Annotated in this window: 12 protein-coding genes; 4 read left to right on the plus strand and 8 right to left on the minus strand. The window is 73.4% G+C overall.

What is annotated here, in order from left to right; translation table 11 throughout:
• Nucleotides 1–38 precede the first annotated feature (38 nt).
• Nucleotides 39–2,435 (plus strand): beta-L-arabinofuranosidase domain-containing protein, encoded by a 2,397-nt coding sequence (locus IF655_RS28880; protein WP_199588095.1) that lies wholly within the window; start codon nt 39–41, stop codon nt 2,433–2,435.
• A gap of 33 nt (nt 2,436–2,468) precedes the next feature.
• Here the strand turns inward: IF655_RS28880 and IF655_RS28885 are convergent, their stop codons facing one another.
• Entirely contained in the window at nt 2,469–2,774 is a 306-nt protein-coding gene (locus tag IF655_RS28885; RefSeq protein ID WP_199588096.1) for a hypothetical protein, read from the minus strand.
• Nucleotides 2,775–3,198: 424 nt separating this feature from the next.
• On the opposite strand from IF655_RS28885, the gene IF655_RS28890 reads away from it, so the two are divergent.
• The gene (locus tag IF655_RS28890; RefSeq protein ID WP_307815095.1) at nt 3,199–4,470 is read left to right on the plus strand and encodes a cation:proton antiporter; all 1,272 of its coding nucleotides are present in this window, start codon (nt 3,199–3,201) and stop codon (nt 4,468–4,470) included.
• 8 nt (nt 4,471–4,478) lie between these two features.
• Here IF655_RS28890 and IF655_RS28895 read toward each other — a convergent pair whose 3' ends face one another.
• From IF655_RS28895 to IF655_RS28925, 7 genes are all read right to left on the minus strand, one after another.
• Nucleotides 4,479–5,138, minus strand: a complete 660-nt coding sequence (locus tag IF655_RS28895) for a response regulator transcription factor (protein WP_199588097.1) — start codon at nt 5,136–5,138, stop codon at nt 4,479–4,481.
• Entirely contained in the window at nt 5,135–6,229 is a 1,095-nt protein-coding gene (locus IF655_RS28900; RefSeq protein ID WP_242488977.1) for a HAMP domain-containing sensor histidine kinase, read from the minus strand. The genes IF655_RS28895 and IF655_RS28900 overlap by 4 nt, the downstream gene beginning before the upstream one ends.
• Nucleotides 6,230–6,819: 590 nt before the next feature.
• Nucleotides 6,820–7,710, minus strand: a complete 891-nt coding sequence (locus tag IF655_RS28905) for a YihY/virulence factor BrkB family protein (protein WP_199588098.1) — start codon at nt 7,708–7,710, stop codon at nt 6,820–6,822.
• The gene (locus tag IF655_RS28910) at nt 7,700–8,269 is read right to left on the minus strand and encodes a hypothetical protein (protein WP_199588099.1); all 570 of its coding nucleotides are present in this window, start codon (nt 8,267–8,269) and stop codon (nt 7,700–7,702) included. The genes IF655_RS28905 and IF655_RS28910 overlap by 11 nt, the downstream gene beginning before the upstream one ends.
• Nucleotides 8,269–9,309, minus strand: coding sequence for a DUF6286 domain-containing protein (locus IF655_RS28915; RefSeq protein ID WP_199588100.1), 1,041 nt, complete (start codon nt 9,307–9,309; stop codon nt 8,269–8,271). The genes IF655_RS28910 and IF655_RS28915 overlap by 1 nt, the downstream gene beginning before the upstream one ends.
• Nucleotides 9,306–9,491, minus strand: a complete 186-nt coding sequence (locus IF655_RS28920) for a hypothetical protein (protein ID WP_199588124.1) — start codon at nt 9,489–9,491, stop codon at nt 9,306–9,308. Before IF655_RS28920 ends, IF655_RS28915 begins: the two co-directional genes overlap by 4 nt.
• Before the next feature lie 90 nt (nt 9,492–9,581).
• Nucleotides 9,582–10,067 (minus strand): Asp23/Gls24 family envelope stress response protein, encoded by a 486-nt coding sequence (locus IF655_RS28925; RefSeq protein WP_199588101.1) that lies wholly within the window; start codon nt 10,065–10,067, stop codon nt 9,582–9,584.
• A 269-nt stretch (nt 10,068–10,336) separates the two neighbouring features.
• On the opposite strand from IF655_RS28925, the gene IF655_RS28930 reads away from it, so the two are divergent.
• The gene (locus tag IF655_RS28930) at nt 10,337–10,921 is read left to right on the plus strand and encodes a sigma-70 family RNA polymerase sigma factor (protein ID WP_199588102.1); all 585 of its coding nucleotides are present in this window, start codon (nt 10,337–10,339) and stop codon (nt 10,919–10,921) included.
• The gene (locus tag IF655_RS28935) at nt 10,918–11,670 is read left to right on the plus strand and encodes an anti-sigma factor domain-containing protein (RefSeq protein WP_199588103.1); all 753 of its coding nucleotides are present in this window, start codon (nt 10,918–10,920) and stop codon (nt 11,668–11,670) included. Before IF655_RS28930 ends, IF655_RS28935 begins: the two co-directional genes overlap by 4 nt.
• Nucleotides 11,671–11,677: the final 7 nt, after the last annotated feature.

An 11,677-nucleotide genomic window follows, 5' to 3' on the forward strand; every position in this document is an offset into this window, starting at 1 on the left:
GGCCGCGCGTTTCTTCCCCCACTCCTCAGGAGCGCCGTATGCCTCTCGCTCGACGTCATTTCCTCACCGGCGGCGCCCTGGCGCTGAGTTCGGCCGCGTTGTCGGTCCGCCTCGCCCCTCCTGCCGTCGCCGCGGGCCGCTCACCCCGCGCGCTCGCCCCCGCCGCCTTCACCCGGCTGCGCCCCGGCAGCATCACGGCACGCGGCTGGCTCGCGGGCCAACTCCAGTCGCTGCTCGACGGGTTGTTCGGCCGCTACGAGCAGCGCTCGCACTTCCTCGACTTCGCCTCCACCGGCTGGGTGCACCCGGAGAACGCCGGGTGGGAGGAACTGCCGTACTGGCTGCGGGGGTACGTCCCGCTCGCCGTCGCCACCGGTGACGACCACGCGCTGGCGAACTCCCGGCGCTGGATCGACGCGGTCCTGGCCACCCAGCAGTCCGACGGTTTCTTCGGTCCCCGCGCGCTGCGCACCTCCCTTGACGGCGGTCCCGACTTCTGGCCGTTCCTGCCGCTGCTGATGGCGCTGCGCACCTGGGAGGAGTACAGCGGCGACGCGCGGATCGTGCCCTTCCTGACCCGCTTCCTGACCTTCATGAACGCGCAGGGCAAGGGCGCGTTCGACCACAGTTGGGTCTCCTACCGCTGGGGCGACGGCCTGGACATCGCCCTGTGGCTGTACGACCGCACGGGCGACGCCTTCCTCCTCGACCTCGCCGACAAGATGCACGGCTACGGCGCCGACTGGACGGCCGCGCTGCCCACCCCGCACAACGTCAACATCGCGCAGGGCTTCCGCGAGGGCGCCCAGTACGCCCGCCGCTCCGGCTCGACGTCCGACACCAGAGCCGCGTACGAGGTCTACGACCAGGTGATGGGCTCCTACGGGCAGTTCCCCGGCGGCGGCTTCGCGGGCGACGAGAACCTCCGCCCCGGCTTCGGCGACCCCCGGCAGGGCTTCGAGACCTGCGGCATCGTGGAGTTCATGGCCAGTCACGAGCTGCTGACCCGGATCACGGGCGATCCGGTGTGGGCGGACCGCTGCGAGGAGCTGGCCTTCAACCTGCTGCCCGCCGCACTCGACCCGGCCGGCCGCGCGGTGCACTACATCACCAGCGCGAACAGCGTCGACCTCGACAACAGGACCAAGACACAAGGGCAGTTCCAGAACGGCTTCGCCATGCAGTCCTTCCAGCCCGGCGTCGACCAGTACCGCTGCTGCCCCCACAACTACGGCATGGGATGGCCGTACTTCAGCGAGGAGCTGTGGCTCGCGGCGCCCGGTGGCGGACTGGCCGCCGCCCTCTACTCCCCCTGCGCGGTGCGCGCGACGGTGGCGGGCGGCACCGAGGTCACGATCACCGAGGACACCGACTACCCGTTCGGGGAGACCGTCCGCCTCACGCTCTCGACCCCGCGCGCGGTGCGCTTCCCGCTCCATCTGCGGGTGCCGGGGTGGTGCGCCGATCCCCAACTCACCGTGAACGGCAAGGCTTACGCGGCGACACCGGGTCCCTCCTTCACCGTGGTGGACCGCCAGTGGTCGAGCGGCGACACGGTGACGCTACGTCTCCCCCAGCGCACCGTGCTGCGCACCTGGAGCGCGGGGCAGGACGCGGTGAGCGTCGAGCACGGCCCCCTCACCTACGCCCTGCGCATCGGCGAGAACTATGTGCGCTACGCGGGTGACGACGCCTTCCCCGAGTACGAGGTGCACGCCACCACGCCCTGGAACTACGGTCTGGTGCCCGGCAGTACGCCGGAGTTCACCCGCAGCGGAGGTCCCGTCGCGGCGAACCCCTTCGCCCAGGACGGCACGCCGGTGCGCATGACGGCGCGGGCCCGCCGTGTCGCCGAGTGGGTCGCGGACGACGAGCACGTGGTCGCCCCGCTCCAGCGCAGCCCCGCCCGCTCCGACTCCCCGGTGGAGAGCGTCACGCTCGTCCCGATGGGCGCGGCCCGGCTCCGTATCAGCGGCTTCCCGACCGCCGCGCCGGACGGCCGCCCCTGGACGCCGGAACCGCCCTTCCGGCGCGTCCAGAACAAGCACAGCGGCAAGGTGCTCGCCGTGGACAACATGTCCACCGCGAACAGCGCGCGGGTGGTGCAGTACGACAACACGCCCACCGGCGATCACGCCTGGCAGTTCGTCGACCGGGGTGACGGCTGGTTCCTCGTCCGCAACGGGCACAGCGGCAAGGTGCTGGGCGTGGACGGCATGTCCACGGCCGACAGCGCGATCGTCGTCCAGTACGAGGACAACGGCACCGACGACCACCTGTGGCGGCAGGTGGACAAGGGCGACGGCTGGTTCCTCCTGCTCAACAGGCACAGCGGGAAGGTGCTCGGCGTGTCGGGGATGTCCACCGCGAACAGCGCGCAGGTGGTGCAGTTCGCGGACAACGGCACGGACGACCATCTGTGGCGGTTGCTGTAGCCGGTGCCGGACGGCGGCGGAGTCCCGGCTGAGTCAGCGGGACTCCTCCAGCACGTCGCACTCCAGGAAGGACGGCGGGCGGGTGCACAGCGCCGCCATGCGCTCGGCGAACTCGCGGGCCTCGGGGTTCTGGCGGCTGCGCGCGGCCTCGTCGAAGGAGTCGAACTGGAGGACCTCGTAGTAGCGGTTCTCCTGGTTGCGGTCCTTGAGGACAGCCTGGTAGCTGGGGCCCTGTTCCTTGCTGCCGAAACGTTCCTCGATCTTCATGGCCAGGGTGCGCATCTCGTCGATGCGGTCGGTCTCGAAGGCGATGATCTGGACGAATTTCTGCGCTGCCACGGTTCCTCCAGCCGGCCGTGCGCCCCCGGGCGGGGATCGCTCAGCACCCAACGAAACACGGGCGGCACGGGTCGGCAATTCGTCGCGGGGCGTTCGCCGGGCGGCGCGCGGGAGTTGCGGGGGCGGCCGGGTGGGGCGTTCGGCCGGACGGGTGGCGCGGCGCTCCGCCGGAACGGGCACCGGGTTTGTCCGCGGGGAGGGGTGTCGCACCCTCCCGGGGATGGGTGTCGTCCCTCGCCGTGGATGGGTGTCGTCCCTCGCCGTGGATGGGTGTCGTCACCGATGGTGGGCGCCGCGCGGCCCGTGCGACCGTGTCATGACACGTGACCTCGATGTCGTGCGGGGTGGCCTCGACGTCACGCACGTGACCTCGACCGACGGCGGCACGTGATCTCGACCGACGGCCAGGGGAAGGCGGTGGCCCGTGGGACACGCTGACGCCCTGCTCGCCATGGGCGGCGCCTTCCTGGCCGCCGCGTTCCTCGCCCGCCTCGGCGCCCGGATCGGCGTGCCGACCATCCCGCTGTTCATGCTGGCCGGTCTGCTGCTCGGCCCCCACACCCCCGGTCTGGTCCTGGTGTCGGACCCGCACGACTTCGAGATGCTGTCCGCGCTGGGGCTGGTGCTGCTGCTGTTCTACCTGGGGCTGGAGTTCCAGTTGAAAGACCTGCGCCGGGGTGGCAGACGGCTGCTCACGGCGGGCGGGATCTATCTGCTGCTGAACGTCGGGGCGGGTCTCGGCTTCGGGTTCGCGCTCGACTGGGGCGCGCGGGAGGCACTGGTGCTGGCCGGGGTGCTCGGCATCTCCTCGTCCGCGATCGTCACCAAGATCCTCATCGATCTGGGCCGGATCAGCCGCCCGGAGACCCGGCTGATCCTCGGCGTGATCGTGGTCGAGGACCTGTTCCTCGCGCTGTATCTCGCCGCGCTCCAGCCGGTCATCGGCGGTGCCGAGGGTGTCACGGAGACGCTCCTCCAGGCGGCGAAGGCGTTCGCGTTCCTGCTGGTGCTGGCGGTCGCCGCCCGCTACGGCACCCGGCTGGTCGGACGGCTGATCCGGGTCCGGGACAACGAACTGCTCGTGATCAGCTTCCTCGGCGCGGCCGTCCTGGTCGCCGGGGTCTCCGAGCTGCTGGGGGTCGCGGACGCCATCGGCGCGTTCATGGTGGGCCTGATCCTGGCCGGCACCTCCTCCGGTCCGCGCATCCGGCAGTTGGTGCATCCGCTGCGCGACGCGTTCGCGGCCATCTTCTTCTTCGCCTTCGGACTCGCCCTGGACCCCGGCCGACTGGCCTCCGTGGCCGGTCCGGTCGCCGCGGCGGCGGCGCTGACCATCGTCATGAACGTGATCGCCGGACTGCTCGTCGCCCGCTCCTACGGCTACGGCCCCGAGCACGCCGCCGACATCGCGACGACCCTGGTGGCGCGCGGGGAGTTCGCGCTGATCCTGGCCGCCATGGCGGTGGGCGCGGGTCTCGACGGGCGGCTGCCGTCGTTCATCGCCGGGTATGTCCTGGTGCTGGCCGTACTGGGACCGGTGATCGCGGCGCGGGCGCATCTGCTGGCGCGGGTGCTGGGCGCGCTGGGTTTCGTACGACCTGCGGAGCCCGATGGTCCGGTGAAGGCGGACGACACGGGCGCGCACGACGAAAGGCGGGCTCCGCCGGAGACGGTGGGCGCCGACGCGGAGCGTTAGGCGTGGCGTCAGGGTTCGATCAGTCCGACACGGATGGCGTAGCGGGTGAGTTCCAGGCGGTCCTTGAGACCGAGTTTCTGGAGCAGGTTGGCGCGGTGGCGCTCGACGGTCTTCGGGCTGATGACGAGCAGTTCGGCGATCTGCTGCGAGGTGTGGCCCTCGGCGACGAGCTTGAGGATCTCCTCCTCGCGTCCGGTGATCACGCGGGACGGCAGCGTGTGCCCGTCGCGCACCCGGTCGAGGTAGTCGCGGATGAGGGCGTTGACGGCGCCGGGGTAGAGGAACGGTTCGCCCCGCATGGTGGCGCGGCAGGCTTCGACCAGGTCGCGGTCGGCCACGGATTTGAGGACGTAGCCGGAGGCACCGGCGGCGAGGGCTTCGAAGAAGAACTGCTCGTTGTCGTACATCGTCAGGATGAGGATGCGGGTCTCCGGCTGCGTGCGGGACAGCTCGCGGGCTGCCTGGAGACCGGTCAGACGGGGCATGGCGATGTCGAGGACGGCCAGGTCGGGCCGGAGTCCGCGAGCCTGGGTCAGCGCCTCCGCGCCGTCGTCCGCCTCTGCCACGACGGTGAGGTCGGGCTCGCCCTCCAGGATGAGGCGGACCCCGCGGCGTACCAGCGCGTGGTCGTCGGCGAGGAGGATGCGGGTGGGGGCGGGGGCTGTCATGGCGGCGGCTCCGGGCGGGGTGGGGGCTCCGGGCTGGGTGGTGACTGGGGGTGGGACGGTGGGTCGGAGTGGGGCGGTGGGTCGGAGTGGGGCGGTGACTCGGGGTGAGGTGGTAGCTCGGCGTGGGGCGGTGGCTCGGGGTGGGTTCGGGGGCTTCGGACCGGGACGGTGAGGAGGACTTCGGTGCCGATGCCGTCCGGGCCCGGGCGTACGGCGAGGTCGGCGCCGATGAGCAGCGCGCGCTCCCGCATCCCGCGCAGGCCCGCCCCTTCGGGCGCGTCGCCGGTGCCCCGGCCGTCGTCGCGGACGCGCAGCTCGACCCCGGCGGGGATGTGCCGGAGGGTGAGTTCGGCGTGGTGGGCGCGGGCGTGCCGGGCGACGTTGGTGAGCCCTTCCTGGGCGACGCGGTAGAGGACGAGTTCGCTCTCGTGGCCGAGCGGGGGCAGGTCGGTGCCTAGCTGGTGGCGGACGGTGAGTCCGGAGCCGGAGAACTCGGTGGCGAGTGCCTTGAGGGCGCTGGTCAGACCGAGTTCGTCGAGGACGCCTGGGCGCAGTCGGCGGGCGATGCGGCGGACCTCGTCGAGTCCGGCGCGGGTGGTCTCCTGCACCTGCTGGAGTTCCTCGCGCAGTCCGGGCGGGGCCTGGCGGGCGGCGCGGTTGAGTTCGAGCAGGACGGCGGTGAGGGTCTGGCCGACCTCGTCGTGCAGCTCCTGGGCGACGCGATGGCGTTCGGCCTCCTGGGCGGAGAGGGCGCGGGCGCTGCTGGTGGCCCGCTCGTCCTCCAGGCGGTCGAGCATGGCGTTGAAGACGGTGATCAGCTCGGCGATCTCGCCGTGCCCGCCGACCGGCGGCCGCACGCCGGGGCGCAACAGATCGGCCGTGGTCATGGCGCGGGAGAGGCGTTGCAGCGGGGCGAGGTTGATCCGCAGCAGCACGGCGTTGGCGACGAGCATGGCCGCGAGTCCGGCGGTGAGGATCGCGGCCTCGGTGAACAGGACGGGGGTGGAGACGGTGACGGGGCCGAGCAGGAGGGCGGCGGCCGCGACGAGGACGGCGGCGTTGAGCAGGAAGATCCGCCAGAACAGGGGCATCGCGGGGCACCTCCTCCGGGGCGCGCGGTCGGGGGCGGTCCGGGTTTCTCGGGGTTCGGTCTCAGGGTTGCTCGGGGTCGCGGTCGGCCGCTGATGGGGGGCCTCACCGTCCAGCCTGGGTGCGGGCCGGACGGGCCGCCATCCGTGGCAGCCCCCATCCGGGGGATCGGGGGTGGCTCCGCCGACTGTCCCCCACACGAGTGGCCACCCCGAGCCGCGACCCCTAGACGGTGAGGGGCGGCCTCCGGGACGAATGGGGGTCGTACCCGATGGTGGCGGAGGGCGGGTGGGGCGAATCCTGGTGGTGCGCGGAGATCCGCGTACGGGACCGGTCGGCAGGCGTGAGGCGAGGAGGAGTCATGACCCCGTACGACGACGAGGTGCTGCTCGGCCGTGCCGCTCCCCGGTTCTCGGCCGGCGCGCGTGTCCGCCGTCCGCGACACCGTGCGCGGTACTGGTGGGTGCTGCTGATCGGCGGTGTTCTGCTGGCGGTGGGGATCGTGCTGGCGGAGGGGCTGCTGATAGCGGCAGGGCTGGTCCTCGGCGGCGTCGCGGGGCATCTGCTCGATCCAGGCCGCAGACGCCCGCGCTCAGTCGACCGGTCCCGGTTCGGTCTTGTTCAGTTCGGCGGTGAACTGCGCGCCGGTGAGCAGCGCCAGGTTGGACAGCCACAGCCAGATGAGGAAGACCACGGACCCGGCGAGCGAGCCGTACAGACGGCTGTAGGCGCCGAGAGCGGAGGCGTACAGGGCGAATCCGCCCGAGGCGGTGAGCCAGAGGGCGGCCGCAAGGAGACCGCCGGGCAGCGAGTTCCTGCGCGTGCGGGCGGGGGCGGGCCCGGTACGGAAGACGACCACGACGAGGACGACGGCCAGGCACAGCAGCAGCGGCCAGCGCAGCAGCTTCCAGACGAAGGCGGCCGTGGAGCCGAGACCGAGGAAGGAACCGACGGCCTCCGCGCCGGGTCCGGTGAGCAGCAGCACCAGCGGGCCCGCGACGAGCACGCCGAGCAGGGCCAGCGCGGTCAGGACGATGCGGTGCGCGCGCCGCCAGGGCGAACGCCGGTCCTCCATGCGGTACATCCGGTGCAGGGCGCGCCGGAAGACCGCCAGATAGCTGGTGGCGGACCACAGGGCGCTGGCGGTTCCGGTGACGAGCAGGGGCCAGGCAGCCGAGTCGGTGCGCAGCATCCGGGCCAGCGTCTCGTGGAGTTGGCCGCCGGACTCGGCGGGGGCGTAGGCCGTGACCTGGGTGATGAACCGCTCGGCCGTGCCGGGGCTGATCAGCGTGGTGGCGATGACCGTGACGAGCATGGCGGGCAGCACGGTCAGGATCGCGTAGTAGGTCAGCGCGGCGGCGTGGTCGGACACGTCGTCCCGCCACATGGCCACCGGGGTGCGGCGCAGCGCTGCTCCCCAGGTCGCGGCCCGGGGAGCGGAGGTGGTGCGGGAGGCGTCGGGCGCCTGGGGTTCAACGGACATGCGGTACCCGGTGGGAGAGGTGGCTGAGCCGGACTCGGCTACGGACGGTACAGGGGGTGGTGGCGGATTCGGCGCGCCCGATCAACCGGGTCAGACCCGGCAGTACGGCGGCGGGGGCGGTCCCCGGCTGGAGCCACAGATGCAGCCGGACCGAGAGCCGCCCGCGCGAGAAGAACACCCGGGTACGGCAGCGGGCGACGCCCTCCAACGCCACCGCGTCCAGGTTGAGCGCGTCCTCCAGGGCGCGGGTACGGACGGTGCCGCCGGTGCCGGGCAGCGGCAGCAGCGAGCTGCCGCCGACCCGGAACTGCCGGGCGCACCACAGCGCGCACAGCGCGGTGGCGGCGAACGACCCCGCCATGACACCGGGCGCCCACCAGCCCTGCGCCCGCAGCGCGGTGAGGGCGGCGCCGGTCAGGAACGCGTGGTGGGCGGGCGGCACGGGCAGCCGGTCGGCGGTCCGAGTACCGCTCAGCGCGAGCGCGGAACCGCCGACCAGCAGGGTCACGCCGGTGAGGGCGAGGACGGTGCGGTTGAGGAGGGAGCGGAAGGTCTGCATCAGAGGTCGCCTCCGGCGAGGGCGTGGGTCGCCGAGGGGGCGAGAGCCGGGGCCGCTGCGGGTGCCGGGTTTGATGCGGACGCCGGGATTGGAGCGGGCGCGGGGCTCGGAGCAGGCGCCGGGGTCCACCCCCGCCGGGGCCGGATCGTGACCCGCAGCCGAAGCGGACGGCGCAACCCGCACTCGGCCAGGGCGCTCGCGGCGGCCTGGGTGATCCGGCGTTCGGCGGCGGCCCGGTCACCGGAGGTCACGTCGCCGGAGGTCAGGTCGGCGCGTACGGTCGCGCGGCGCCGCCGGACGCGGGTCCTCGCGGCGGTGACGCCGTCGGTTCCGGTGGCGGCGGCGTGGAGCAGGGCGGCCACGGCGGGGCGGTCGATCGCGATGTCGGTGCCAGGGGCGGGTGAGGACGCGGTGAGGAGGTCGCGGCGGCCGGGGGTGACGGCGAGGAGGAGCAGACCGGCGCCGAGGAGGGCGCAGCAGATGCCCGCGGCGGTGACGAGCGGTTCGCCGGGGCCGTGGCCGTACAGCCAGTGCAGGGTGCCGGTGCGCCAGGCGGCGGCTGGGCGGTGTCCTGTGTGGACGAGGATCAGGTCGGCGGCGAGCGAGCCGAAGGCCACGGTGGCGAGGAGGGTGAGGATGCCCAGGGGAAAGCGACGCTGCGCCCACCAGCGGCGGGGCGGCCGGGAGCCGGGCGAGGCTGCCTCGGCCGGAACGGGTGCGGAGCCGGGCGGCACCGGTCCGCTGGGCGCCGGGGTGAGCGTGGTGACCCCGACGCGTACCCGGGACACGTCGAGCCCGGTGAGTTCGGCGGTGCGGGTGGTCACCCGGTCCTGGATACGGCGGACCAGCGGGGCCAGGGGCTCCGGGTAGGGCAGGGCGACGTCGAGGGCGATCTCGGTGCGGCGTCCGCGGACGGTGGCCGCGGTGCCGGTGGTGCGTACGGTGCCGTCGGGGTGTGCCTCGGTGGCCGCCCGGCCGGCGATCCGGCGGACGGCCTGTTCCGAGACCGCGGCGGTGCCGCGGGGGTGGGGCTCGGTCATCGACGGCCCCGCTGGAAGGTGTCCCGCAGGTCACGGGCGCGCCCGCCGCCGTCGACCCAGTGGCCCACCGCCCAGCCGAGGGCGCCGAGCGCGGCCACGAGCACGAACGCGCCGAAGCCGCCGAACCAGCCCGCGAACGCCAGCGCCAGGCCGGCGATCATTCCCGTCAGCGCTCTGTCCATCTTCCGTCTCCTCTTCGTCCGGCCGGTCGTCGCCGTCCGGGGCGGTCGTCCCCACCGGCGACCGCTCGGTCCGCCGGGGCCGGTGCCGGGTCACGCCACACGCGGCGTGCTCTCCGGCTCGGGTTCGTCGTCCTCGGGGAGGTGCACGTCGTTGACGGCGATGTTCACCTCGACGACCTCCAGTCCCGTGATGCGTTCCACCGCGTGGATCACGTTTTCGCGGACGTCGCGGGCCACCTCGTCGATCGGTACGCCGTACTCCACGACCAGGTCGAGGTCGATGGCGGTCTGCTTCTCGCCGACCTCGACCTTGACGCCCCGGCCGACGCTGGATCCGCCGCCGGGCACCCGGTCGCGGACCGCGCCGATGGTGCGGGACAGACCGCCGCCCATGGCGTGCACGCCCGGTATCTCGCGTGCGGCCGTACCGGCGACCTTGACGACGACGACGTCCGCGATGGAGGTCCTGCCGCGCGTGGCGGCCGGTTCACCGATGCCGGTGTTGCCGGCGGTGAGGTCGGTGGCCGCCCGCTGCGGCTCGCCGGGGCGGCCCGTCTCTGCGTTGGGGATGCTCATGACCAGGTCCTCTCGGTGGTCCGGTGTGTCCTGTGCTCCATAGGACGTGTTCCCTCGGACCCGGCCGGGCCACAGGTGTGAGGCAGATTCCCTGAATTCGTCCGCTGATGCGTCCTCCTGCGGGGTGACGTGGGCGGGGCCGTCCGGCGGGGTGCATCCACGGCGCGTGCGGGGGCGAAGTAGGGGCAGAGGCGGAAAGGCCCGAGCCCGCCGGGAAGCACTCGTCACGCACGACGAGTCGGGCCCCGTCGTGCTCTGGGAGGACCGTTGTGAAGGAAGCCGTGTACATCGGCGGGAACCCGGCTGCCGAGCCCGATCTGGAGCGGCTGCTGCACGAGGTGGCGCTGGGCGACCAGGAGGCGTTCGCCTCGGTCTACGACACGGTCGCCGGGCCGGTGCTCGGGGTGGTCCGCGCGGTGCTGCGCGACCGGGCGCAGTCGGAGGAGGTCGCGCAGGACGTGCTGGTGGAGGTGTGGCGCACCGCCCCGCGTTACCGGCCCGAGCGGGGCACCGCCATCAACTGGATCCTCACCCTCGCCCATCGGCGCGCGGTCGACCGGGTGCGCTCGGTCGAGGCGGCGGCCGCCCGCGACACCCGGGCCGCGCTACTGGACCGCACGCCGGAGTACGACGAGGTGACCGAGCAGGTGGAGACGCGGCTGGAGCAGGAGCAGGTGCGGCGGTGTCTGCGGACGCTGACGGAACTCCAGCGGCAGTCGCTGACCCTCGCCTACTACCGGGGGCTGACCTACCGCCAGGTCGCGGAGGCGCTCGCGCTGCCGCTCGGCACGGTGAAGACGCGGCTGCGCGACGGGCTCATCCGGATGCGCGACTGCCTGGGAGTGTCCGCGTGACCGTGGCCGACCCGCACGACCTCACCGGCGCCTACGCGCTCGACGCCCTGGACGAGGACGAGCGCGCCGGTGTCGAACGGCATCTGGCCCACTGTGCGTCCTGCGCGCTGGAGGTCGCGGAGTTCGAGGCGACGGCGGCGCGGCTGGGGCTCGCCGCGACGGTTCCGGTACGGCCCGGGCTGCGCGCGGAGGTGCTGCGCCGGATCGCGTCGGTGCGTCAGGTGGCGCCCGGTACCGCGATGGACGCGCGGCTCCGTCCTGCCGTGCGGCGGCGGGCGCGGGGGCCATTGGCGTGGGCGCTGGCCGCGTCCGTTGCCGTGGCGGCGGCGTTCGGGGGTGTGGCGCTGTGGCAGTACGAGCGTGCCCAGGACGCCGCGACGCGCGCCGCCGTGGCGGAGGGGCGGGCCGACGCGGTGGCGGGGGTGCTCGCCGCGCCCGACGCCAAGTCGGCCACGGTGCGCGTCGCCGGTGGCACGGGCACCGTGGTGGTGTCGGCGGAGCGGGACCGGGCGGTGTTCATGGCCTCGGGGATGCCCGCGCCGCCGGACGGCAGGGTGTACCAGTTGTGGTTCGACGACGGCGGGGCGATGCGGTCGGCCGGGCTGATGGACCCGGCGCTGCGCAGCCAGACCGTGCTGATGCGGGGTCCGGTGGCCGGGGCGTCGGGGGTCGGCGTCACGGTGGAACCGGCGGGCGGCTCACCCCGGCCGACCAGCGCGCCCGTCACCCTGCTGAGCCTTCCCACGTAGAGCCGCC

It is taken from the genome of Streptomyces sp. DSM 110735 (assembly GCF_016482685.1).
Lineage (GTDB): Bacteria > Actinomycetota > Actinomycetes > Streptomycetales > Streptomycetaceae > Streptomyces.

What these genes read in the sequence shown, in the direction of transcription:
- IF655_RS28920 (WP_199588124.1), bottom strand. Translation starts at nt 9,491, where the DNA reads ATGGACAGAGCGCTGACGGGAATGATCGCCGGCCTGGCGCTGGCGTTC.
- IF655_RS28880 (WP_199588095.1), top strand. Translation starts at nt 39, where the DNA reads ATGCCTCTCGCTCGACGTCATTTCCTCACCGGCGGCGCCCTGGCGCTG.
- IF655_RS28905 (WP_199588098.1), bottom strand. Translation starts at nt 7,710, where the DNA reads ATGTCCGTTGAACCCCAGGCGCCCGACGCCTCCCGCACCACCTCCGCT.
- IF655_RS28925 (WP_199588101.1), bottom strand. Translation starts at nt 10,067, where the DNA reads ATGAGCATCCCCAACGCAGAGACGGGCCGCCCCGGCGAGCCGCAGCGG.
- IF655_RS28895 (WP_199588097.1), bottom strand. Translation starts at nt 5,138, where the DNA reads ATGACAGCCCCCGCCCCCACCCGCATCCTCCTCGCCGACGACCACGCG.
- IF655_RS28915 (WP_199588100.1), bottom strand. Translation starts at nt 9,309, where the DNA reads ATGACCGAGCCCCACCCCCGCGGCACCGCCGCGGTCTCGGAACAGGCC.
- IF655_RS28910 (WP_199588099.1), bottom strand. Translation starts at nt 8,269, where the DNA reads ATGCAGACCTTCCGCTCCCTCCTCAACCGCACCGTCCTCGCCCTCACC.
- IF655_RS28900 (WP_242488977.1), bottom strand. Translation starts at nt 6,229, where the DNA reads ATGCCCCTGTTCTGGCGGATCTTCCTGCTCAACGCCGCCGTCCTCGTC.